This is a genomic window from Pseudonocardia oceani, from assembly GCF_019263585.2.
Lineage (GTDB): Bacteria > Actinomycetota > Actinomycetes > Mycobacteriales > Pseudonocardiaceae > Pseudonocardia > Pseudonocardia oceani.
The window spans coordinates 4862210-4883321 of sequence record NZ_JADQDF010000001.1 but is presented as its reverse complement, the minus strand read 5'-3'; the positions used below and the strand labels follow the sequence as shown (position 1 = coordinate 4883321).

Sequence of the window (21112 nt, the reverse complement as noted above, 5' to 3'; positions counted from 1 at the left end):
GCTGCGCCCCACCGGCGTCGCCACCCCGCGTCACGCCAGGAGGTTCGCCACCGCGAGCTCGATCATGGTCCCGCGGTCGGCGCAGCCGGCCGGCTCGACCATCGAGTGCAGCCCGCTGCCGACATCGACGGCGGTGGTGCAGCCGGGACCCGAGGTCCGCAGCGCGGCAAGGCCCCCGACCTCGGCCTCGACATACCCGCCGGAGACGGGCGTCGGCGCGGAGCGAAGCCCGTCGAGGTCCGCACCGGGCATCACGAGGAGCACCACCGGAACGGCATTGCTGGCCTGCTGTCGGCTCCAGGTGCAGGACCGCGCCGGACCCGTGTCCGCGGCCCGGCCGGCTCCGAGCCCGGCCGCGGCGAGCTGCGCGGAGGTGAGCAGGTCGCACGGGGCCACCGCGTGGCAGGCCGGCCTCCCGCCGCGTGGCGCTTCCGGAACACCCGTCCGGGACGGGCCGGTCAGGCCGCCGCGAACGCCGCCCGTCGCAGCGCCCGGTACATCAGGGCGGGGTCGCCGAGGCGGCGGCGCAGGGCGCGCTCCAGCCCGGCGATCGGGTAGAGGTTCTGCGGCGCGCGCGAGTCCTTGTAGGGCGAGGACGCGAAGCGCGGGATCGTCGCCTGGCTGACGTCGGCGAGCGCGACCACCAGCTCCGGGGGCAGCTCGCCACCGCACTCCACCCGCACCACCCCGGCCCACGGGGCGCCGGGCGGGCAGGGCAGGCGCAGGTACCAGGTGTGGCGGTGCAGGGCGCGGTCGCTCTCGGGCTGCTCGAGGCGGAACACCGGGGTGCGCTGCGCCGGCCCCAGCTGCGCGACGACCGCGTTGAGCGCGGGCGGGAGGTAGGTGCGGGCGTGGGTCTTGACCAGACCGAGCGCGCGGGGAAGGTGCAGGCGCCCGAGCGCGCCGTCGACGACGATCAGGTCGTCCTCGGCGCCGTGCTCGTCGCGGGCGCCCGCGGCGACGAGCAGCTCCGTCTCCTGCATCCGCGTCTGCACCGCGACGCTCAGCGCCTTGCCCGGGTCCTCCCCCGCCCGCCCGGGCTCGACGCGGGTGCAGGCGTAGGTGCCCGCCGGGGTGGTGACGTCGACGCCGCCGGGCGAGCTGGTGACCAGGCCGCGCCGCACCTCGGCCCGCACCAGGTGCGCGCCGTCGTCGGTGCAGCAGCACACGACGCCCGCGGCGTAGGAGGCGCACAGCGCCGGGGAGGCGGTGCCGTCGCTCTCGTCGACCCAGACCTGCGCGTCGGTGCGCCGCACGCCGTCGACGAACAGCACGCGCGAGGGCGGGAGCACGCCGGGCGTCGGGTCGAGCGGCCCCCACTCCTCGACGGGCCGCTCCAGCCCGACCACGGCCTCGACGCGCGAGGGCTCCAGGTCGGTGCCGACGCTCGTGCCGTAGGACGGGTCCCACGGATCGACGGAGAACTTCATGGCACGCACCTCACAGGTCCTCCCGCGTGACCGACGACGTGCGCTGGTCGCGCCCCACCCGGAACCGCACCGGCACCCGCTCGGCCAAGGCCGGGACGTGGGTGACGACCCCGACCATCCGGTCGCCGCGGGCCGCCAGGTTCTCCAGCGTGCTGGCGACGACCTCGAGGTTGGCCTCGTCGAGCGTGCCGAACCCCTCGTCCAGGAAGATCGACTCCAGCCGTGCGGCGCCGCGGGCGGCGAGCCCGGACATCTGCGCCGACAGGGCCAGGGCCAGCGCGAGGCTGGCCTGGAACGTCTCCCCACCGGACAGGGTCTTGACCGGCCGCCGCGCGTCGGCGTCGGCGTGGTCGATCACCAGGAACTCGCCGTGGTCGTGGGTGAGCGCGAACTGCCCGCCCGACAGCTCGGCGAGGCTCGTGGACGCGTCGGCCACCAGCGCGTCGAGCGCGGAGGCCACCAGCCAGCGCGGGAAGCCGTCGGAGCGCAGCAGCCCGCCCAGCATCTTCGCGACCTGCTGGGACTCCTCGGCGGCGTCGCGGTCGGCCGCGATCCGCTCCGCGGTGGCGCGGCGCTCGGCCAGGCGCGCGTGCGCCCCCCGCGCCCGCTCGACGGCCGCGGCCACCACGCTGCGCGCGGCCGCCGGGTCGGACTCGCTCCCGCGCGCGTTCCCGGCTCCCGCGGCCCCCCGGGGCCCCGCGGGAGCCGGTTCGGCGCGCGGGAGGGCGAGGTGGTGGGCGGCGAGGCCGTGGGCGGCGAGGTCGTCCACCAGCTCGCCGACCGCTGCGTCGCGGGCCTCCCGCGCGGCGCGGGCGGCGGCGTCGGCCGCGGTCCAGCGGGTGCGCCGGTCGGCGACCGCGTCGGACGCCCAGCCGACCAGCGCCGCCCAGGCGGCGCCGAGGTCGTCGCCGGTGACGGCCGGGGCCCCGAGCGGGACGAGCGGGTCGCGGGCCGTGCGCAGCGCCGCCCAGGCCGCGGCGACCTCGTCGGCCACCTGCGCGGCGTCGCGCTCGGCCGCGCGCTGGGCGGCGCGGGCGGTGCGCAGCGCGGCGTCGGAGGTGCGGGCGGCGTCCTCCAGGACGCTGCGGCGGGCCAGGTCGCGGGCGGCGTCGGCGTCGGACGGGGCGCCGTCGAGCGCGGTGCGCAGCTCGGCCAGCCGCACCTGCACCCCGTCGACGGCCCCGCGGGCCTCCTGCTCGGCGCGCGCGGCGGCCGTCTCCTCGGCGCGCCGCTCGGTGGCGGCGCGGTCGGCCGCGTGCAGCGCCCGCCCCGCCGCGTCGGACTCGCCGTCGGCGGCGGCCACCGCGGCCCGCGCCGACGCCAGCGCGGCGTCCCGGGCCTCGGCCTGCTCCGCCGCCCACGCGACGAGCGCGGTCCAGCCGGCGAGCACGTCGTCGTCGGGGACGGCGGGCGCCCCGAACGGGACGAGCGGGTCGCGCGCGGTGCGCAGCGCGGCCGCCGCCCCCGCCGCGTCGGCCCGCACGGTGTCGACCTCCCGCGCCTCGGCCTCCCGCTCGCGCCGCGCCGCGCGGACGGCGGTGTCGGCCTCGCGCACCGCGCGCTCGGCCTCGTCGAGCCGGGCGAGCTCCCGCTCGGCGGTGGCGGCGTCGGGCTCGGGGCGCAGCCGGGCCAGCGCGGCGTCGAGCCGCTCGTGCTCGGCGGTGGCGCGGGCCAGCGCGGCGGCGGCCGCGGCCTCCTGCGCGCGGGCGGCGTCGTGCGCGGTCGCCGCGTCGGCGACGGCCTGCTCCGCGCCCGGGTCGGTGGGCGCCCCGGGCGGCGGCAGCGTGGCGACCGCCTGCGCGCACACCGGGCACGGCTCCCCCACGGCCAGCGCGGGCCGCAGCGTCGCGGCGACGTCGGCGCGCTGGACCTCCGCCCGCCGGGCCTCGGCGTGCTCGAGCGCGTGCCGGGCCGCGCGCGTGCGTCCGGCCGCCTCGGCGGCGGCCTGCTCGGCCGCGGCGAGCGACGCGGCCGCCGCCTCCTGCTCCCGCAGGAGGGTCCTGCGCTCGGCGTGCTCGCGCCGCGCCTGCTCCAGCGGGGCGCGGGCCGGGGCGGCGTCGAGCGCGTCGCGGGCACGGGTGTCGGCGGCCTCGGCGGCGGCCAGCGCGGCGTCGGCGGCGGCCAGCGCGGCGACCGCGGCACTGCGGCGGCGGCCCAGCGCGTCGAGGCCCGCGGGGACGGCGAGCGCGCGCAGGCCGTCGCGCTCCCCGACCAGCCGACGGACCGCCTCCGCCGCCGTGGCCGCGGCGCTGGCGGCGGCGTCGCGGGCCGCGCGGGCGGCGTCGAGCGCCGTGCGGGCGTCGGCGGCATCGCGCGCGGCGGTGTCGTAGGCGGCGAGGGACTTGGCGTGCCGGTCGCGCAGGCCGGGGAGGTCGGCGGTGAGCGACGCGAGCTCGGCGTGCCGCGCGCGCACCAGCTCCAGCGGGCCGCGCTCGGGGGCGGCGGCGAGCGCGTCGCGGGCGGCGGTGTCGGCCTCCTCCGCCTCGGCGTGGGCGGTGCCGGCGGCGGTGAGCGCGGCGGCGGCCCCGGCGCGCCGGGCGTCGAGGCCCGCCAGGTCGTCGGGCGCGCCGAGCGCCGCGAGCACGGTGCCCTCGGCGCGGATCCGGGTGGCGTCGGCCTCGGCGGCGGCCTGCTCGGCGGCGGCCGCCTCCACCTGCGGCACGAGCGCGTCGACCCGCCCCGCCAGCGCCACCAGCGCGTCCACCCGCTCCTGCGCATCGACCTCGGCCTCGGCGGTGGCGTCGGCGTAGCCCGCGAGCTGCTCGCCCAGCACGTCGGCGCGCTGCCGGGCGGCGGAGGCCTCGCTGTTGGCCTCGCGCGCGATCTGGTCGTAGAGCCCGAGCCCGAGGATCCGGACCAGCTTCTCCTGGCGCTTGCGCGGCTCGGTGTGCAGGAACTCCGCGAAGTCGCCCTGCGGCAGCACGACGCAGGTCGTGAAATCGCCGAAGGGCAGGCCGAGCAGCTCCTCCACGGCCGCGGTGACGCCGCCGGCGCCGTCGGCCAGCGGCTCGGTCTCGTCGTCGACGCCGCCCACGGCCGACGGGTCGCGCAGCCGCTCCAGCCGCGCCGAGCGCACCGACACCGCCCCCGACGCCGCCCGCCGCAGCTCGCGGGCGGCGACGTACCGCGCGCCGCCGACGTCGAACACGAGCGTGACGGTGCCCCGCCCGGCCGTCGGCGCGAGCGCCAGCGACACCGTCCGCTGGTTGTCCCACCGCGGCACCGACCCGTAGAGCGCGAACGTGATCGCGTCGATCACCGTGGACTTGCCCGAGCCCGTGGGCCCGACGAGCGCGAAGTACTCGGCGCCGGTGAAGTCGACGACCGTGCGCTCGCGGAAGGACGCGAAGCCGTCGAGCACCAGGCGGACGGGCCTCATCCGGTCACCGTGTCGTGCCCGGTCACCGTGTCGTGCCCGGACACCGTGTCGTGCCCGGATACCTTGTCGTGCAGGGTGCGGAACAGCGCCTCCACGCGCGGGTCGGCCACGCCCTTCGTGCCCAGGTACTCGGTGAACAGCTCCGACGGGCTGCGCTCGGCCCCGCCCCCCGATGGCCGCGACGCCTCCGGCACGGCGGCGAAGTCTGGGTCGATGCGCACCTCGAGCGCGTTCGGCAGCACCGCCGTCACCTCCTCCCGCAGCCCGGCGCGGGCGGGCTCGGTGACCCACACGCGCAACCAGTCGTCGCCGACCGTGCCAGACAGCACCGACAGTTCCGCGACGGTGCCGCGCACGGTCCGCAACCGGCGCCCCGACGTGACCGGGATGTCGGTGATCCGCGCGGGCGTCGACGGGGTGGCCTCGACCAGGCAGACGACGGGCTGGTTCTGCTGCTCGCCGAAGTCGACGGCCAGCGGCGCCCCGGAGTAGTGGACGGGGCACGGCGCCTCCATCCGCTGGCGGCGGTGCAGGTGGCCCAGGGCGACGTAGTGCGCCTCGATCGGGAAGATGCTCGCCGGCACCGCGTACTCGAAGATCGACTGCGCGGCGCGCTCGCCGCCGCCGAACGTCCCGTTCAGCACGGTCAGGTGGGCCATGACGAGGTTGACGCCGTCGTCGCGGAAGCCGGCGGTGAGCGTGCCCAGGACGTCGCGCAGGTTCTGGTCGTAGGCGCTGGTGTTCTCGCCGGGGGTCTGCGCGACGAGGTCGGCCGCGCGCACGGCGTAGCGCTGGGAGAGGAACGGCAGCACGGCGACCGTCACCTCCTCGCCGGTCGAGCGCGCGGTGAAGCGGACGACCCCGCCCTTGTCCGCCGTCCGCACCTCGCCGACCAGCGTGATCCCGGCGGCGCTCGCGAGCGGGCGGTAGGCGTCGAGCGCGCGGGCGTGGTCGTGGTTGCCCGCGATCGCGATGACCTGCGTGCCGTCCTTCGCCAGCCCCATCAGCGTGCGGATGACGAGCTTCTGGGCGTCGGCGGAGGGGGCGGCGGTGTCGTAGAGGTCGCCCGCGACCAGCACGGCGTCGACCTCCTGCTCCCGCGCGATCGCCACGATCTCGCGCAGCACCCGCTCCTGCTCCTCCAGCCGCGAGTGACCCTTGAGCGTCTTGCCGACGTGCCAGTCGGCGGTGTGCAGGAAGCGCATAGGGCGCCGATCGTAGGCGGGCCCTGTGTTCTGTCGGGGGTCGGTGCCACTCTGTCGGCCATGCCCACCCGAGACACCCCCTGGCCCGCAGGAACGCCGTGCTGGGTCGACCTGGCCGTCCCCGACCTTCCCGCCGCCACCGCCTTCTACGGCGCGGTGCTGGGGTGGGAGTTCGTCGACACCGGGGAGGAGTTCGGTCACTACACGCTCGCCCAGATCGGCGGCCGCAGCGCCGCCGCGATCGCCCCCGTCCAGCCCGGCCAGCCGCCGGGGTCCACGCTCTACCTGGCCAGCGACGACGTCGACGTCACCGCGAAGCTGGTGGCCGAGCACGGCGGCACGGTCGCCGTCGCGCCGTTCGACGTCCCCGGTACGGGGCGGATGGGCGTCGCGTTCGACGCCGCGGGCGGCGCGTTCGGCATCTGGCAGGCGGGCGGCATGATCGGGGCCGAGATCTACAACGAGCCCGGGTCGCTGATCTGGGAGGACGCCCGGCTCACCGACGCCGCCGCCGGCCAGGAGTTCTACGCGTCGGTGTTCGGCTGGACCTACGGCGCCGTCCCCGGCGCCCCCGACGACTACGCCACCTTCTCCGTCGGCGGGGAGATCGCGGGCGGCATCGGCGGCATGATGGGCGCCCCCGACGGCACGCCGAGCCACTGGCTGCCCTACTTCATGGTGTCCGACGTCGACGCCGCGATGGCCGCGGTCGGCTCCGGTGGCGGCACGGTGGTGTCGGAGGCCGTCGACACCCCGTTCGGCCGCATGGGCATCGCGGCCGACCCCTTCGGAACGACGTTCGCCCTGCACGGGGGGATGCCGCCGGGCTAGACCCGTGGGTGGCAACGAGTGCTCCGGCACTCGTTGCCACCCACGACCTAGAACGGCGCGTCGTCGTCGTCCGCCCCGGCCGGGAGCCGGGCGAAGGGGTCGCGCGCCGTCGCCCCGTGCCCGTTCGTCGACGCCGGCGCGCCCGCACTCTCCGAGAGCCGCGTCGCCCACGCCGGGAACGGGAACTCCACGGCCAGCGGCACCGGGATCTCGGGCTGCGAGACGAACATCGTGCCCGGCTTGGCCAGCACCGCCCGCGCCCGCTGCGAGGGCGGGAGGAAGCCGTACTCGGGACGCCCGGCCTCGGCGGGGTCGAGCCGCCCGACCACCTTGATCGAGGAGTTCGAGACGATCCGCCGCTCCACCTCCGACGCCGTCTGCTGCGCGCCGATGAGGATGATGCCGAGCGAGCGGCCGCGCTCGGCGATGTCGAGCAGCACCTCCTTGATCGGGGAGGAGCCCTCGCGCGGGGCGTACTTGTTCAGCTCGTCGATCATCGTGAACAGCAGCCCGGCCGCCCCGGCCTGCTCCTTCCGCGCGGTCTCCGCGGCGAGCACCACGCCGACGACGAAGCGCTGGGCGCGCTCGGGGAGGTTGTGCAGGTCGACGACCGTGACCTGCTGGTTCTCCGTGCTCACCCGCCGCCCCGGCGCGTCGGCGAGGTCGCCGCGGACGATCGAGCGCAGCGGCTTGAGCGAGGAGCGCAAGCGGCGCAGGAACGCGTTGACGGTGCCGATGCCGGTGACGGGGCCGGCCCAGTCGCGGCGGGCGTCCTCGTCGGCGAGCCGGTCGGCGACGAACTCGACGAGCGCGTCGTAGCTGCGCAGCGTCTGCCCCTCCACGACGACGGCGCCGTCCGCGACGGGCACGGCCGTCCGCTTCAACCGGGCCGCGACCTGGTGGATGACCATCGTGTACTGGTTGCGCTCGTCCTCCGCGTCGGCGAACACGAACGGCAGCAGCTCACCGGAGCAGAACTCGGCGAGCGTCCACCAGAACGCCGCCACGCCACTCGTGCGCCCGCTCACGTACGGGCGGCCGGTGGGGTCGTCGGGCGTGGGCGGGGCGAAGAAGCCGGCCGAGGAGAACGGCGAGGCCGGCAGGTTCAGCCGGGCGTAGCGGGCGCGCTGCTCGTCGTCGAGGCGGGCGTTGGCGTGGTCGAGGAACAGCAGGTCCTCGCCCTTGACGCTGAACACGAGCGCCTTCGCGTTCACCGCCCGCCGCCCGAGCACGCCCGAGCGGAAGATCGAGTAGAGCAGGAACAGCGCGAAGCTCGTCTTCGTGGCGACGCCGGAGATGCCGCTGATGGAGACGTGGCCGCCGCGGGTGCCGTCGAGGAACTCCAGGTTGACGAAGATCGGCTCGCCGTCACGGCCGAGGCCGACCGGCACCTTGAGGTCCATCTTGTCGAAGTACAGGGCCTGCGCGCGCTCGTGGCCGGTGGCGCGGCGCACGGGCGAGCCGGGCGTCGGCGGCACGTAGACCTCGGGCTCGACGCGCGTGGTCGTGATCTCCGCGACCTCCTGCACCTGCGCGGGCAGCACGCCGTCGGCGATGAGGAAGACGTCGGAGCCGAAGGACGCGCCCTCGTGCCGCGCCCGCACCTCGGTGACGACCCCGGACGTCGTCACGCCGCCGTGCCCGGGCACCGACCGCTGCGTGACGACCACGTCGTCGAGCTGCAGGTACTCCCCCGGCGCCAGCGCCACGCAGAACTGGAGCGGCGTGGAGTCCTCGGTCCCGACGACGAGTCCGACGGGCGACGGGACGGGCGGGGACGACACGCGGCGAGCCTAGTGACCCTCGACCCCCGCCCCGCCGCCGCCTACTGTCGACCTCCACGACGGGGAGAGGACGACGATGACCGAGCCCAGGTTCGATCTCGGCTGGATGGACGACGTGATCCGGGGGTTGCACGCGCTCACCTCGGACCAGGTCCCCGCACTGGAGATCACCCTGCTCGACGCGGTGGTCGACTGGCTGTTCTCGCCGCAGAACCCGCAGACCGCCGACCCGCAGGCCGAGTACGACGAGTCGCACGCGGGCACGCTGGTCTCCACGATGTTCACCGCCGTCGACACCTCCCGCACGTTCCTGCCCAAGCAGGAGCCCGCCGTCACCGACGCGATCTCCGCGGCGCGGGCCCGGATGGTCGAGGGCGCGCACGAGCTGTCGGCGCAGGGCCCGGAGGGCATCTCGATCCTGGTGTCGCGCGCGATGCCCGCGGTGCTGGGCGAGCTGAGCGGCAACTCGGGCGAGCGCGCGAAGCAGGCCCACGGCGTCTTCGTCTACCTGCTCTACGCGCTCGCGCTGGGCACCCGCACCGAGCACGACCCGGTCGTCATGGACGGGGTCGTGGAGTCGTTCGTCGGCTGGGACGGCGTGCTGCGCGGCGGGTACGCCCTCCCCTGGCGCCCCGTCCGCCCCGCCGAGGATCAGGCCGAGTAGCGCTGCTGGATGGCGGCCATGCCGGCGCCGAAGACCCCGTCCGCGAAGAGCGTCGTCAACTCGGGCTCGTCGGCGGCGTCGGCGTCGAAGTCGGTCCACCACTCCACGAACGAGCGCCCCGTGTCGGTCACCGGCGCCACCCGGACCGTCGCGACGTAGCGGCGCACCGGGAACGGGCTCTCGAGGATCTCGTAGGTCTGGCTGCGCACGTGGTCGTCGAGGGCGAGCAGGCGCTCGACGACCGTGCCGCCGTCGCCGAGGGTCAGCCGGCGCACCGCACCGACCTCCGCGGCGCTCCCGTCGGTGTCCAGCGAGCTGGCGGCGATCGCCGGCATCCAGGACGCGAGGCCGTTGAAGTCGCGGATGATCCCCCAGACCTCGTCGGCGGGGGCGGCGATCACGGCACTGGCGTAGGCGCGGGGCATCAGGTGGTTCCTCTCGGTCGGAGACGGTTCTTGAAGGCTCGGGTCTGCTCGGTCAGCGCGATCTCGGTGGGCAGGCGCTCCATGGACGACGCCCCGTAGAAGCCGTGGCACCAGCGGGTGCGCTCCAGGACGTGCGCGGCGTCGTCGGGCGAGGAGATGGGCCCGCCGTGGCAGAGCACGAGGACGTCGTCGCGCACCTCCCGCGCGGCCGCCGACCACTCGTCGATCAGCGCGACGCAGTCGTCGAGGGTCTTGGCGGTGCCCGCCCCGATCGCGCCGCCGGTGGTCAGGCCCATGTGGCAGACGACGAGGTCGGCGCCGGCACGCGCCATCACGCGCGCGTCGTCGGCGGAGAAGACGTAGGGCGTGGTGAGCAGGTCGGCGGCATGGGCGGCGGCGATCATGTCGACCTCCAGCCCGAACCCCATCCCGGTCTCCTCCAGGTTCGCGCGGAAGACGCCGTCGATCAGGCCGACGGTCGGGAAGTTCTGCACGCCGGCGAAGCCGAGGTCGGCGAGCTCGCGCAGGAAGCGGTCGGTGAGCAGGAAGGGATCGGTGCCGTTGACGCCCGCGAGCACCGGGGTGCGCTCGACGACCGGCAGCACCTCCGCGGCCATCTCGACGACGATCTCGTTGGCGTTGCCGTAGGCGAGCAGCCCGGCCAGCGAGCCGCGGCCGGCCATGCGGTAGCGGCCGGAGTTGTAGATGACGATGAGGTCGATCCCGCCGGCCTCCTCGCACTTGGCCGAGAGGCCCGTGCCCGCGCCGCCGCCGACGATGGGCTCGCCGCGGGCGGCCATGTCGGTGAAGCGCTCGACGAGCTCGGCGCGCCGGAACCTCATTCCGACACCTCCCGCCACGCGTCGAGCACGGCGTCGGCGAACTCCGGATCGTTGACGTGGTGCGGCACCCGGCGCACGATCCCCGACCGGGCGTCCTTCTCGACCGCGGAGAACAGCGCCTCGTCGGCCTCGGGGTCGTGGAAGGGCCGGCCGGGCGCGTCGAGCGCGGAGACCCCGCCCGTCGGCAGCAGGAACAGGGCCGGCCCCGTCATCGCGTTGAGCTTGCGCGCCAGGAACTCCCCGATGGCGACGTTCTCCGCCGCGGTGGTCCGCATGAGCGTGACCTGCGCGTTGTGCACGTAGAGCAGCCTCCCGTCGAAGCGTCCGGGCACGTCCGCCCCGAAGTTGACCATGTCCAGCGCCCCGCACGATCCCACGTACGGCACGCCGGTACGCGCGACGGCGTCGAGCCGGTCCTCCCCCGCGGCCATGACGCCGCCGACGAGCAGGTCGGCGATCTCTGTGGTGGTGAGGTCGAGGACGCCGCCGATCAGGCCGTCGTCGACGAGCTTCTCCATCGCGCGCCCGCCGGTGCCGGTGGCGTGGAAGACCAGCGCGTCGACGTCGTCGCCCAGGCGCTCGCGGACGTGGGTGACGCACGTCGTCGTCACGCCGAACATGGTGAGCCCGACGGCCGGGCGGTCGTCGGCGGCGGGCACCGCGTGGGTGAGCATCCCGGCCAGCGCGTGCGCGGCGTTGGCGAGCACGCGCCGGGAGATGCGGTTGAGCCCGGCGACGTCGGTGACCGAGTGCAGCATCGCGATGTCCGACGCCCCGACGTAGGGCGCGACGTCGCCGGACGCCACCGTCGACACCATGATCTTGGGGACGCCCACGGGCAGCGCCCGCATCGCCGGCGCCACCACCGCGGTGCCGCCGGACCCGCCGAGCCCGAGGACCCCGCCGACGTCGTCACGGGCGCGGATCCAGTGCTCCAGCGCCACCGACATGGCGCTCACGGCCGTGCCGCGGTCGCCGGTGAACACCGCGTCGGCGCCGTCGGGGTGGGCCGCGGCGACCTCCGCGGCCGGCACGTCACCCCCGCTCGACGGGCCGGTGGAGACGTCGACGAGCCGCGTCTCCACCCCCGCCGCCCGCAGCAGGTCGGCCGCGTACGCGAGTTCCGCGGCCTTGGTGTCCAGGGTGCCGACGACGTAGGCGATCACCCGATCAGTTGTAGCGCATGCCCGCGGCTAACGGGCACCGGAGCCACGACGATGTCCGGTTCACGAGGTTCGGGGGGTTCATGGTTCTCACTGGAGCACTGGTCAAGGCCGTGGTCGGCCTGGTCGCGGTCGCCGGGGTGACGACGGCGGTGGTCGTCGTCGCGTCCTCGGACGGGCCGGACGAGGCGATCGTGACGCGGGTCGTCGACGGCGACACGATCGACGTGACCGTCGGGGGCAGCGAGCAGCGGGTGCGCCTGCTCAACATCGACACCCCGGAGTCCGTCGACCCGGACCGGCCCGTCGAGTGCCTGGCCCCGGAGGCGACGGCGTTCCTGGAGGAGCTGCTGCCGAGCGGGACGCCGGTGCGGCTCGAGTACGACGAGGTGCGGACCGACCGCTACGACCGGACGCTCGCCGGCGTGTTCACCGCCGCGGGGGCACTGGTGAACGCCGAGATCGCCCGCGCGGGGCTCGCCTCCGTCGTGGTCTTCGACGACAACGTCCGCTTCCTGCCTCCGGTCGAGGAGGCTCAGGCGCAGGCCGAGGCGGCGGGCGTCGGGCTGTACTCGGCGGACGTGGAGTGCACCATCCCCGCGCAGGTGGCGGCGCTGGAGGCGGTACCGGCCGTCGTCGACCCGGCCGAGGATGCGCGGTCGATCGACTTCACGGTCGCCGCAGCCGAGGTCACCGCGTTCATCGACGCAGCGGACCGGCTCGATCATTCGATCACGGATGCCGCCCGGCCCGCGCTCGCCGTCTTCGACCAGCGCGACCGCGAACGCTTCACGCAGCGCGTGGAGGCCGTCCGCGCCCCGGCGAGGACTCAGCGCTCCACCCTGCAGACCACCGCGAGCCGCAAGCAGGAGGCCGAGCGCATCGAGGCCGCGCGGGTCGCCGAGGAGGCCCGGCAGGCGGAGCAGGCCCGGGTCGAGGCCGAGGCCGCGGAGGCCCGCGAAGCCGAGGAGCGACGGCGGCGCACCGAGGAGCGGGAACGCGACCGCGCCCCGGCTCCTCGACCCTCCCCGCCGAGCGGCGGCGGCGGCGGTGGCGGCGACGGTGGGAGCAGCAGCGGCGGCGGCTCGTACCCCGGCTACACCGGCCCGCGCTGCTACGAGCCGGGAGGCCTCGTCTGGCACCCGTGCTGATCGCCGACGCGTGAGAGGAACGTCAGCGTTGTTCCGGTGGGCCCGGACCACCGTGGTGTTCCTCTCACGCGTTCCCGGCCCACCCCACCAGGTCCTCTCCCGTCCACCCCGGCCACCCGTGCACCACCCGCCGCCACTCCCCCAGCACCGCCGATGCACCGAACCGCGCCCCCAGCAGCGCGCCGGCGATCGCCGCGACCGTGTCGGTGTCGCCGCCCCCGCGCACCGCGGCCTGCAGGCCGTCGACCAGGCCCGTCGCACCCACCACGGCCGACCACGCCCCCTGCAGCGCCGCCACCACCCAGCCGTTGGTGGACGCGAAGGCCGACGGGTCGCTGCGCTCGGCCTCGGCGATCCACCCTTCCCACGCCGGGTCGACGTGCGGGAGCCCCACCCGGACGTCGAGCTCGCCGGCGCGCACGGCGTGGTCGATCGCCAGGCACCACAGCGCGCACGCGTCGCCGGCGACGGGGTCGTGGTGGGTCAGCGCCGACACGGCCCGCGCCGCCTCCACCACCCCGGTGCCGCGCAGCGCCACCGGCGCCGTGCGCATCAACGAGCCGTTGCCCGCGCTGCGCCCGGTCGCGGCGTGCACGGCCGCCGCCCGCTCCCGCATCCGCGCCGCGGCCCCGGCCCGCGGCGTGCCGCGCAGCGCGCCGAGCACCGCCGCGGTCTGGGTGCCGACGTCGGCCGGGCCGGCGGCGAACCAGTCCAGGAACCCGGCGGCGACGTCGTCGAGCGCCTCGGGCGTGCGCAGGTCGCCCGGCACCCGCGCGATCACGCACGCCATCTCGGTGTCGTCGCTCCACTGCCCCGGCGCGTAGCCGCCCAGGCCGCCGCCGAGCATCTCCGCGCGCTCCCCCAGCGCCCGGCTGCCCAGCTCGTACGGGACGCCGAGCGCGTCGCCGCACGCCGCCCCGAGCAGCACCCCCGCCCTGCGGTCGACCGTGCTCACGCCGCCGCCCGATCGTTGACCGCCACCGTGTGCACGTCCCGACCGTGCCACCGCAGCACCGACACCCGCGGCCCCAGGTCCCCGACGAACCGCCGCGCGTGCCGTCCGAGCGTGGCCACCGGGCGGCGACCGAGGGCGTCGAGCGCGGCGGCGTGCAGCAGCCCGTCCCACACGGCGGCGAGCGTCGACGGGGCGTCGAACACCTCCAGCAGGACCGGCCGCCCCGCGATCCCCACCAGCACCCCGCTCTGGAACGGCAGCGGCGACAGGCCCGCGACCAGCGCGGACGCGGCCGCGTCGAGGTGGCGGACGGTGTCGAACAGCGACTCCCCCTGGCCGTAGCGCGCCACCCGCTCCCACACCTCCCGCTGCCCCGACGCCGTGCGCACCGCGAGCGGCGCCCGCCGGCCGTCCCGTGCGTGCACCCCCGCCCCCGCCCAGCGGGCCTGCTCGACGCACCGCACCGGCAGCACCGCCGCCGCCCCCGGCTCGACCACCACCGACCGCGCCGCCACCCGGTCCTGCCGGCCCCCCGCCAGCAGCTCGCCCTCCAGCACGAGCGCGGGCCGCTCGCCGGTGTTGGTGACGAGCAGCTCCCCCACCGCGGCGTCGCTCCGCTCGGCCACGACCACGCCGCCCAGCGCGTAGCCGGTGTCAGCGACTGCGGCGCCGTTGAACACGGGGAACACCGTCAGCGCTCCCCGCACCACCGGGTTGCCCACGTGCACGTCCATCCCGACCACTCCCTCATTAGCGCAAGACTGCGATAACCAATAAGAGCATGAGTGCGCTAACTTGTCCAGCATGACCTGGCGCGACCCCTCCGGCCGCTCGCTGGCCGACTACCCGCACCCCTCGGTGGCCGTCGACGTCGCCCTGCTCACCGTCGCCGACGACCGCCTCTGCGTCCTGCTGCACGAGGGCCGCGCGCTGCCGGGCACGTTCCTGCGCATCGACGAGACCCTGCGCGCCGCCGCCCTGCGCGTGCTGCGCGACAAGGCCGGCGTCACGGGTGAGGAGCCGCGGCAGCTCGCCGTGTTCGACGACCCCGAGCGCGACGACCGCGGCCGCGTCCTGTCCGTCGCCCACGTCGACCTCGTGCCCGCCGAGCGCCTCGACGGCCCGCTGACCCCGGTCGACGACCTGCCGCCGCTGGCGTTCGACCACACCGCGATCGTCGACGCCGCCGTCGCCTGGGCCCGCGACGCGTACGCCGCGCTCCCCGACCCCCGCGGCCTCGTCGGCCCCGACTTCACCCTGCTGGAGCTGCAGCGCGTGCACGAGGCGGTGATCGGCAGGCCCCTACCCAAGGACACGTTCCGACGCCGGGTGCAGGAGCACCTGATCGACACCGGCACACTGAGCCGTGGATCGGTCGGCAAACCGGCCCGGGTCTTCCGCCGCGCACCACGGGAGTACGCATGATCAACGACGACGAGCGCATCGCGCTGTTCCTCGACTACGAGAACCTGGCCATCGGCGCGCGCGACGGCCTCGGCGTCACGCCGTTCGACTTCGGCCCCATCGCCGACGCGCTGGCCGAGCGCGGGCGGGTCGTCGCGCGGCGGGCGTACGCCGACTGGTCGGCCTTCGACGAGGACCGCCGCCTGCTCACGCGTGCACAGGTCGAGCTGATCGAGATCCCGCAGCGGCTGGGAGCGTCGCGCAAGAACGCGGCCGACATCAAGATGGTCGTCGACGCGATCGAGATGGCCTTCGAGCGCAGCTTCGTCACGACGTTCGCGATCTGCACCGGCGACTCCGACTTCACGCCGCTGGTCAACAAGCTCCGTGAGCTCGACAAGCGCGTGATCGGCATCGGCGTGGAGTCGTCGACGTCGGCGCTGCTGCCGCCCTCGTGCGACGAGTTCCTGTTCTACGACCGCCTGCCCGGCGTCGAGCCGTCGCAGGCGCCGCGCCGGCCCGCGCGCCGGGGCCGCGGGCACACGGCCGCGCCGGTGCCGGTGCCGGTGGAGGCCGTGCCCGCCACCGACGTCGCCGCGCCCGTGGTGGTCGCCGAGGAGCCCGTCGTCGACGAGCCGGCGGCGCCGGTCGAGGAGCGCGAGGTCGGTCCGATCGTCACCACCACCCTCGCGGGGCTGCAGCGCCACGCCGACGGGGTCGTGCTCGCCTCCCGGCTCAAGCGCGCGATCCTGCGCAAGGACCCGACCTTCGACGAGGCCGACCACGGCTTCCGCAGCTTCGGCGAGCTCATGCGGCACCTGGAGGCCGCCGGGGTCGTCGAGCTGCGCAAGGGCTCGGCGCAGGGCGACCCCGAGGTGACGTTCCCGCAGGACGCCTCCGCCGACGACGACGCGTTCCGGCTGCTCGTCGACGTCGTCCGCGGGCTGCAGGGCCCGCGCTTCCGGCCGCAGCTCTCCGGCCTCAAGGACCAGCTCCGCAAGCGCGAGCCGGGGTTCAGCGAGAAGCGCTACGGCTTCAACACGTTCCTGTCGTTCGCGAAGGCCGCCCGCGCCCGCGACCTGCTCGCGATGGACTGGGACGAGGACACCGGCGACTACCTCCTGCGCGTGCCCGACTAGGACGACGACGGGCCGACACCCGGTCGTCGCCACCGTCACGGAGCTCGGTGGCGTGCTCGCACCGGCGGCTGCGTCCGCAGCTGCACGACCACCAGCACGGCCACCGCCGCGGCTCCCAGCACCGCGAGGCCGAGCATCGCGAGCCAGCCGGCGTCGGGAGGGAGCAGCGCCCGGCCGGGGTCCTGCCACGGCCACAGTGCGCGCAACGCGCCGACGAGGATCCCGGCCATGAGCGCCAGCACGGTGCGGCGATGGCGCTCCAGCAGCCACTCCAGCCCCTTGACGAAGAACGCGAGCCCGAGGACGGCCCCGAGCACGAACGTGCCGACGTAGGCGAGGTCCCGGTCGTCGACCGCCCGGAGGGTCGGCTCGTAGAGGCCCATCGCGAGCAGCAGGAACGATCCCGACAGACCCGGTAGCACCAGTGCGCAGACCGCCACCGCGGCCGCCGGTGCGACCAGCCACAACGGCGGGTCGTCGAGGTCTCCCGCCGGCAGACCCGTGATCAGCGCCGTCGCCACCGCGCCCGCCACGACCAGCGCCCACTCGCGCGCCCCGCGCAGGCCGCCCAGGTCCAGCAGCGGTACGGCGACCGACGCGGCGACCATCCCGAAGAACAAGGCGGAGGTGCCGACCGGGAACCTCTCGATCAGCGGCGGCAGGAACCGTGCGGCCACCAGCACCGCCAGGACCATCCCCGACAGCACGGCCAGCACCAGCCCCCACTCCACGCGTCCCACCTCCGCGCGGGCGCGGGACCACCCGAGACCACGCGGGACGTCGGCGGTCGCCCGGGCCGCGGACACCAGGTGCGACGCGGCGGCGATCAGGCGCTCGTAGACCCCGACGACGAGGGCGACGGTGCCGCCGCTGACGCCGGGCACGACCTCGACGGAGCCGATGGCGACGCCACGCAGGACATGGGTGAAGCGGAAGGCCGACACCGTCCGAAAGTACCGATATGCCGGATCCGTGCCGCACCAGGCCGGGTGTCGGCCCGGCACGTCCACGACGCCGGCGCCGGCACCGCAGCTCCGATCGTCGCCGCTACGACGCCACCATCCGCGCGCCCGCCTCCAGCCCGTCGGCCCGCAGCTCCTCGTACACGCCCTCGGGCAGCGGGTGTCCCACGCCGCAGTCGTGGCGTGAGTCACCCTGTTCGTCCCGATCGTCAGGGCCGGACGACGATGTTGCCGACCTTCCGCCCCGAGTCCACCCGCTCGTACGCCGCCACGATGTCGTCGAGCCCCATCACCCGGTCCAGGACGACGGTCAGCTCCCCCTTCGCCACCCGCTCCAGCAGCAGGGTGAAGTCGGCGGGGTCCTCCGGCGAGGTCCCGGCCCGGACCCGGCCCCGCGCCAGCAGCATCTGCCCCAGCGTCGCGGCGGGGAGCAGCAGCACCCCGTCGTCGGTGAGCAGGCGGCGCCCGGCCGCGGTCGAGAGCCGGCCGACCGTGTCGAGCACGACGTCGAACCGCTCGGTCAGCTCGTCCAGGCCCGTCCGGGTGTGGTCGACGACCCGGGCGGCGCCGAGATCGCGCACCAGCGCCGCGTTCGCCGCGCTCGTGACGCCGACGACCGTCGCGCCGTCCTGCGCCGCGAGCTGCACGGCGGTGGTGCCGATCGCCCCCGACGCGCCGACGACGAGCACGGACGCGCCGCGCCTGACCCGCCCGCGCAGGAAGTGCAGCGCCGTGGCCCCGCCGAACAGCACGCCCGCCGCGTCCTCGTGGCTCACCTCCGCCGGCTTGCGCACCAGGCGCTTCGCCGGCACCGCCACGAACTCGGCGTGCGTGCCCATCCGCACGCCCGTCATCCCGCAGACGTCGTCGCCGACGACGAGCCCTTCGACGCCCGGCCCGACGGCGTCGACGGTGCCCGAGAAGGTGCCGCCCAGCACCGGCCGCCGCGGCCCGGACCAGCCGAGCGCCGGCCGCGCCAGCACGCCGAAGCCGCGCGGGAACCGGGCGCCCCGGATGCGCGCGTCGCCCGAGGTGACGGCCGCGGCCACCACCCGCACCAGCACCTCCCCGGCCCGCGGCACCGGCGTCGGCACCTCGGCGATCCGCACGACGCTCGGCGGCCCGTACCTGTCGACTACGGCGGCTCTCATGGCGCTCCTTTACACATGTAAGTTGCTGCCGGACGCTAGCCTTACATTCGTAAGAACACAAGGGAGGTGACCGTGGTGAAGCGCCCACCGCTGACGCGCGGCCGCATCGTCGACGCCGCCGTGCGCGTCGCCGACCGCGGCGGGCTCGTCGGCGTGAGCATGCGCACCGTCGGCCGCGAGCTCGGCGTCGAGGCGATGTCGCTCTACCACCACCTGTCGGGCAAGGACGACCTGCTCGACGCCCTAGCCGACCGGGTCTTCACCGGCATCGCGCTCCCCGCGCCGGACGCGCCGTGGCGCGCGGCCATGGCCGCCCGGGCCGCGTCGGCGCGCGAGGTCCTCGCGGCCCACCCGTGGGCGCTCACGCTGATCGAGTCGCGCCGCAACCCCGGTCCGGCGCTGCTCGGGCACCACGACGCCGTGCTCGGCTGCCTGCGCGGCAACGGCTTCTCCGTCGCGCTCGCGTCGCACGCGTTCTCCGTGCTCGACGCCTACGTCTTCGGCTTCGTGCTGACCGAGATCACCCTGCCGTTCGAGCCGGGCGAGAGCACCGAGCAGTTCGTCGACACGCTCGACCTCGCCGTCGACACCTACCCGCACCTCGCCGAGATGGTCGCCGAGCAGGTCCGCGGCACCGGCTACGCCTACGGCGACGAGTTCGGCTACGGCCTGGAGCTCATCCTCGACGGCCTCGCCGCCCGCCTCGCCCAGGGGAGCCCCGCCCAGGGAACGTAGGGTCCCGGCCGTGGACGAACTGGCCTCGGTCGACGGTGTGATCGGCCCCGCGGGGGCCATGACGGTCCCGGTCACCGACGAGGGACTGCTGCGCGGCGACGGGGTGTTCGAGGTCGCCCGGCTGTACGGCGGGCGGCCCTTCGCGTGGGACGAGCACGTCGAGCGGCTGCAGCGGTCGGCGGCGAACCTGCGGCTGGAGTTCGACCTCGGCGCCGCGCAGGCCGAGGTCGCGGCGCTCCTGGAGCGCGCCGGGGCCGTCGACGGGACGGTCCGTCTGCTGGTCACCCGGGCCGGGCGGCGCGTCGTCGTGCTCGCGCCACCGCCCGTGATCGCCCCGACGATCACGCTCGGCACCGTCGAGTACGCGCCGTCCCGGGTGCTCGATGCCGTCAAGTCGCTGTCCTACGCCGCCAACATGCACGCGTCGCGGCTGGCGCGGGAGGCGGGAGCGGGCGAGGCGCTGCTCGTGACGCCCGACGGGATCGTCCTGGAGGGGTCGACGTCGGCGTTCTTCTACGTCCGGGGCGGCCGCCTGCACACCCCGCCGCTCACCGACCACGTCCTCGACTCGATCACCCGTCGTCACGTCCTCGCCGTCTCCGGCGCCACCGAGCGCCGTCTGCGCCGCGACGAGCTGGGCGCCCTCGACGAGGCCTTCCTCGCCTCGACCACGCGCGAGGTCCAGCCGGTCGCCGCGATCGACGCCCGCGACCTCCCCGCCGCCCCCGGTCCGCTCACCGCCGCCGCGGCCGACACCTTCCGCCGGTACGTGGCCGACCGCCTGGCCCTGTGACGGTCAGGCCACCTCGGCCCGCAGCACCGCTGCCGGGTACTTCGCGCGCGTCTTCCGCCGCGAGCACGGCACGACCCCGGGCGGATGGCGCGGGCGCAGGAACACCTGACCGTCACCGCGCCGACCCTCACCGCGCCGACCTCACCGCGCCGCCGGCACCAGCACCTCGTCCACCGCGGCGAGCACGTCGGGCACGGTCACGGCGAGCAGCGCCGGATCGGGGTCGGCGGCGAAGGCGTCGCCGCGGCGCCGGTCCGCCGCCGTCAGCGCGCGGTGCGGGCCGTCCGCGGGCGGTCCCCACTCCTCCACCGGCGCCGGCCCGAACAGCACCACCGACGGCGTCCGGTAGGCCGAGGCGAGGTGCGCGGCGCCGGTGTCGCCGCTGACGACCAGCCGCGCGCCGGCCACCAGCGCGACCAGCTCCGCGAGGCTCGTGCGTCCCGCCAGCACCGCGCCGGACGGCAGCCGGGCGCCGGTCGCGACCGCCGCGGCCCGGTCGCGCTCGGCTCCCGACCCGGTGACGACGACCTCGTGCCCGGCCCGGCGCAGTGCGGCCGCGACGGCGGCGAACCGCTCCACCGGCCACTCCTTGGCCCCGTAGCCCGCCCCCACGTGCAGGACGGTCGCCCCCGGCGCGGGCGACGGGCCGTCCGGCGGGGCCAGCAGCAGGTCGCCCGGGTCGGCGGGGATGCCGTGCGCGACGAGGAGGTCGCACCAGCGCTCCCGCTCGTGCCCGCCCGGCCGCCACTCGGGACCGTCCCAGCCCGGCGCGGCGTGCCCGATCCGCCGGTGCGGCCGCAGCGCGTCGAGGACCGGGTTGCTCTCGGCCGCCACCCCGTGGAGGTTGACCACCACGTTCGGCCCCGGCGGCTCGTCGAGGGACGTGAGCCCGCGAACGGCGTGCAGGCGGTCGACCGCGCCGGTCAGCGCGACGACGGGCGCGAGCCAGCCGTGCGTGGCGAGGACGATCTCGTGTCCGCTGAACTCGCGGCGCAGCGCCCGCAGGGCCGGCACGACGACGAGCAGGTCGCCCAGGTTCAGCGCGCGCAGGGCGACGAGGCGGGGTCGGTCCACGCGTCCGCATACCCGCCGCGGCGGC

At 76.0% G+C, this 21112-nt stretch carries 20 protein-coding genes; 7 read left to right on the top strand and 13 right to left on the bottom strand.

Going from position 1 to position 21112, the window contains the following annotated elements; translation table 11 throughout:
- Window positions 1-30: 30 nt before the first annotated feature.
- From I4I82_RS24420 to I4I82_RS24400, 4 genes are read right to left on the bottom strand one after another with little or no spacing between them, the layout of a single operon-like run.
- Complete coding sequence (locus I4I82_RS24420) at window positions 31-462, bottom strand: DUF3558 family protein (RefSeq protein WP_225922206.1); 432 nt, start codon at window positions 460-462, stop codon at window positions 31-33.
- The gene (locus tag I4I82_RS24415; protein WP_218590657.1) at window positions 459-1430 is read right to left on the bottom strand and encodes a hypothetical protein; all 972 of its coding nucleotides are present in this window, start codon (window positions 1428-1430) and stop codon (window positions 459-461) included. Before I4I82_RS24415 ends, I4I82_RS24420 begins: the two co-directional genes overlap by 4 nt.
- A 10-nt stretch (window positions 1431-1440) precedes the next feature.
- Window positions 1441-4809, bottom strand: coding sequence for an AAA family ATPase (locus I4I82_RS34530; RefSeq protein WP_218590658.1), 3369 nt, complete (start codon window positions 4807-4809; stop codon window positions 1441-1443).
- A complete protein-coding gene (locus I4I82_RS24400) occupies window positions 4806-6014 on the bottom strand; it encodes an exonuclease SbcCD subunit D (protein WP_218590659.1) in 1209 nt (402 codons plus the stop codon). Before I4I82_RS24400 ends, I4I82_RS34530 begins: the two co-directional genes overlap by 4 nt.
- A gap of 60 nt (window positions 6015-6074) precedes the next feature.
- On the opposite strand from I4I82_RS24400, the gene I4I82_RS34525 reads away from it, so the two are divergent.
- Window positions 6075-6845, top strand: coding sequence for a VOC family protein (locus I4I82_RS34525; RefSeq protein ID WP_218590660.1), 771 nt, complete (start codon window positions 6075-6077; stop codon window positions 6843-6845).
- A gap of 47 nt (window positions 6846-6892) precedes the next feature.
- On the opposite strand, the gene I4I82_RS24385 is transcribed toward I4I82_RS34525, so the two are convergent.
- On the bottom strand, window positions 6893-8629 hold the full coding sequence (locus I4I82_RS24385) for an ATP-binding protein (protein ID WP_218590661.1): 1737 nt from the start codon (window positions 8627-8629) through the stop codon (window positions 6893-6895).
- A 76-nt stretch (window positions 8630-8705) separates the two neighbouring features.
- On the opposite strand from I4I82_RS24385, the gene I4I82_RS24380 reads away from it, so the two are divergent.
- Window positions 8706-9293 carry a hypothetical protein gene (locus I4I82_RS24380; protein ID WP_218590662.1) on the top strand — a complete coding sequence of 196 codons (588 nt, stop codon included), beginning with the start codon at window positions 8706-8708 and terminating at the stop codon, window positions 9291-9293.
- Here the strand turns inward: I4I82_RS24380 and I4I82_RS24375 are convergent.
- Genes I4I82_RS24375 through I4I82_RS24365 form a run of 3 tightly spaced genes read right to left on the bottom strand, consistent with a single transcriptional unit; the run spans window position 9281 to window position 11726 of the window.
- Complete coding sequence (locus I4I82_RS24375) at window positions 9281-9718, bottom strand: SRPBCC family protein (RefSeq protein ID WP_218590663.1); 438 nt, start codon at window positions 9716-9718, stop codon at window positions 9281-9283. The two genes, I4I82_RS24380 and I4I82_RS24375, sit on opposite strands and share 13 nt — an antisense overlap.
- Complete coding sequence (locus tag I4I82_RS24370; RefSeq protein ID WP_218590664.1) at window positions 9718-10560, bottom strand: phosphoenolpyruvate hydrolase family protein; 843 nt, start codon at window positions 10558-10560, stop codon at window positions 9718-9720. Before I4I82_RS24370 ends, I4I82_RS24375 begins: the two co-directional genes overlap by 1 nt.
- Entirely contained in the window at window positions 10557-11726 is a 1170-nt protein-coding gene (locus I4I82_RS24365) for a Tm-1-like ATP-binding domain-containing protein (protein ID WP_218590665.1), read from the bottom strand. Before I4I82_RS24365 ends, I4I82_RS24370 begins: the two co-directional genes overlap by 4 nt.
- Window positions 11727-11806: 80 nt before the next feature.
- Here I4I82_RS24365 and I4I82_RS24360 point away from each other — a divergent pair, with 80 nt between their 5' ends.
- On the top strand, window positions 11807-12874 hold the full coding sequence (locus I4I82_RS24360) for a thermonuclease family protein (RefSeq protein WP_218590666.1): 1068 nt from the start codon (window positions 11807-11809) through the stop codon (window positions 12872-12874).
- A 64-nt stretch (window positions 12875-12938) separates the two neighbouring features.
- Here the strand turns inward: I4I82_RS24360 and I4I82_RS24355 are convergent, their stop codons facing one another.
- A complete protein-coding gene (locus I4I82_RS24355) occupies window positions 12939-13829 on the bottom strand; it encodes an ADP-ribosylglycohydrolase family protein (RefSeq protein WP_218596044.1) in 891 nt (296 codons plus the stop codon).
- The gene (locus I4I82_RS24350; RefSeq protein ID WP_218596043.1) at window positions 13826-14563 is read right to left on the bottom strand and encodes an ARPP-1 family domain-containing protein; all 738 of its coding nucleotides are present in this window, start codon (window positions 14561-14563) and stop codon (window positions 13826-13828) included. The genes I4I82_RS24355 and I4I82_RS24350 overlap by 4 nt, the downstream gene beginning before the upstream one ends.
- A 70-nt stretch (window positions 14564-14633) precedes the next feature.
- Here I4I82_RS24350 and I4I82_RS24345 point away from each other — a divergent pair, with 70 nt between their 5' ends.
- The gene (locus I4I82_RS24345; protein WP_218590847.1) at window positions 14634-15254 is read left to right on the top strand and encodes an NUDIX hydrolase; all 621 of its coding nucleotides are present in this window, start codon (window positions 14634-14636) and stop codon (window positions 15252-15254) included.
- Window positions 15251-16372 (top strand): NYN domain-containing protein, encoded by a 1122-nt coding sequence (locus I4I82_RS24340; RefSeq protein WP_218590846.1) that lies wholly within the window; start codon window positions 15251-15253, stop codon window positions 16370-16372. The genes I4I82_RS24345 and I4I82_RS24340 overlap by 4 nt, the downstream gene beginning before the upstream one ends.
- 35 nt (window positions 16373-16407) lie before the next feature.
- Here I4I82_RS24340 and I4I82_RS24335 read toward each other — a convergent pair whose 3' ends face one another.
- Both I4I82_RS24335 and I4I82_RS24330 read right to left on the bottom strand, forming a co-directional pair.
- A complete protein-coding gene (locus I4I82_RS24335; RefSeq protein ID WP_218590845.1) occupies window positions 16408-17316 on the bottom strand; it encodes a DUF368 domain-containing protein in 909 nt (302 codons plus the stop codon).
- Between the two features lie 227 nt (window positions 17317-17543).
- Window positions 17544-18485: an NAD(P)-dependent alcohol dehydrogenase gene (locus I4I82_RS24330; protein ID WP_218590844.1), complete on the bottom strand. Its 942-nt coding sequence runs from the start codon at window positions 18483-18485 to the stop codon at window positions 17544-17546.
- Between the two features lie 75 nt (window positions 18486-18560).
- Between I4I82_RS24330 and I4I82_RS24325 the strand changes: the two genes are divergently transcribed.
- Together I4I82_RS24325 and I4I82_RS24320 are read left to right on the top strand one after the other, a co-directional pair.
- The gene (locus I4I82_RS24325; RefSeq protein WP_226370231.1) at window positions 18561-19220 is read left to right on the top strand and encodes a TetR/AcrR family transcriptional regulator; all 660 of its coding nucleotides are present in this window, start codon (window positions 18561-18563) and stop codon (window positions 19218-19220) included.
- A gap of 10 nt (window positions 19221-19230) precedes the next feature.
- On the top strand, window positions 19231-20013 hold the full coding sequence (locus tag I4I82_RS24320) for an aminotransferase class IV (protein ID WP_218590843.1): 783 nt from the start codon (window positions 19231-19233) through the stop codon (window positions 20011-20013).
- A gap of 141 nt (window positions 20014-20154) precedes the next feature.
- Here the strand turns inward: I4I82_RS24320 and I4I82_RS24315 are convergent, their stop codons facing one another.
- Entirely contained in the window at window positions 20155-21087 is a 933-nt protein-coding gene (locus I4I82_RS24315) for a glycosyltransferase family 9 protein (RefSeq protein ID WP_218590842.1), read from the bottom strand.
- Window positions 21088-21112: the final 25 nt, after the last annotated feature.

Bases quoted from the DNA above. Each gene is read 5' to 3' on its own strand.
- I4I82_RS24415 (WP_218590657.1), bottom strand. From the start codon at position 1,430: ATGAAGTTCTCCGTCGATCCGTGGGACCCGTCCTACGGCACGAGCGTC.
- I4I82_RS34530 (WP_218590658.1), bottom strand. From the start codon at position 4,809: ATGAGGCCCGTCCGCCTGGTGCTCGACGGCTTCGCGTCCTTCCGCGAG.
- I4I82_RS24400 (WP_218590659.1), bottom strand. From the start codon at position 6,014: ATGCGCTTCCTGCACACCGCCGACTGGCACGTCGGCAAGACGCTCAAG.
- I4I82_RS34525 (WP_218590660.1), top strand. From the start codon at position 6,075: ATGCCCACCCGAGACACCCCCTGGCCCGCAGGAACGCCGTGCTGGGTC.
- I4I82_RS24380 (WP_218590662.1), top strand. From the start codon at position 8,706: ATGACCGAGCCCAGGTTCGATCTCGGCTGGATGGACGACGTGATCCGG.
- I4I82_RS24375 (WP_218590663.1), bottom strand. From the start codon at position 9,718: ATGCCCCGCGCCTACGCCAGTGCCGTGATCGCCGCCCCCGCCGACGAG.
- I4I82_RS24370 (WP_218590664.1), bottom strand. From the start codon at position 10,560: ATGAGGTTCCGGCGCGCCGAGCTCGTCGAGCGCTTCACCGACATGGCC.
- I4I82_RS24360 (WP_218590666.1), top strand. From the start codon at position 11,807: ATGGTTCTCACTGGAGCACTGGTCAAGGCCGTGGTCGGCCTGGTCGCG.
- I4I82_RS24350 (WP_218596043.1), bottom strand. From the start codon at position 14,563: ATGGACGTGCACGTGGGCAACCCGGTGGTGCGGGGAGCGCTGACGGTG.
- I4I82_RS24345 (WP_218590847.1), top strand. From the start codon at position 14,634: ATGACCTGGCGCGACCCCTCCGGCCGCTCGCTGGCCGACTACCCGCAC.
- I4I82_RS24340 (WP_218590846.1), top strand. From the start codon at position 15,251: ATGATCAACGACGACGAGCGCATCGCGCTGTTCCTCGACTACGAGAAC.
- I4I82_RS24330 (WP_218590844.1), bottom strand. From the start codon at position 18,485: ATGAGAGCCGCCGTAGTCGACAGGTACGGGCCGCCGAGCGTCGTGCGG.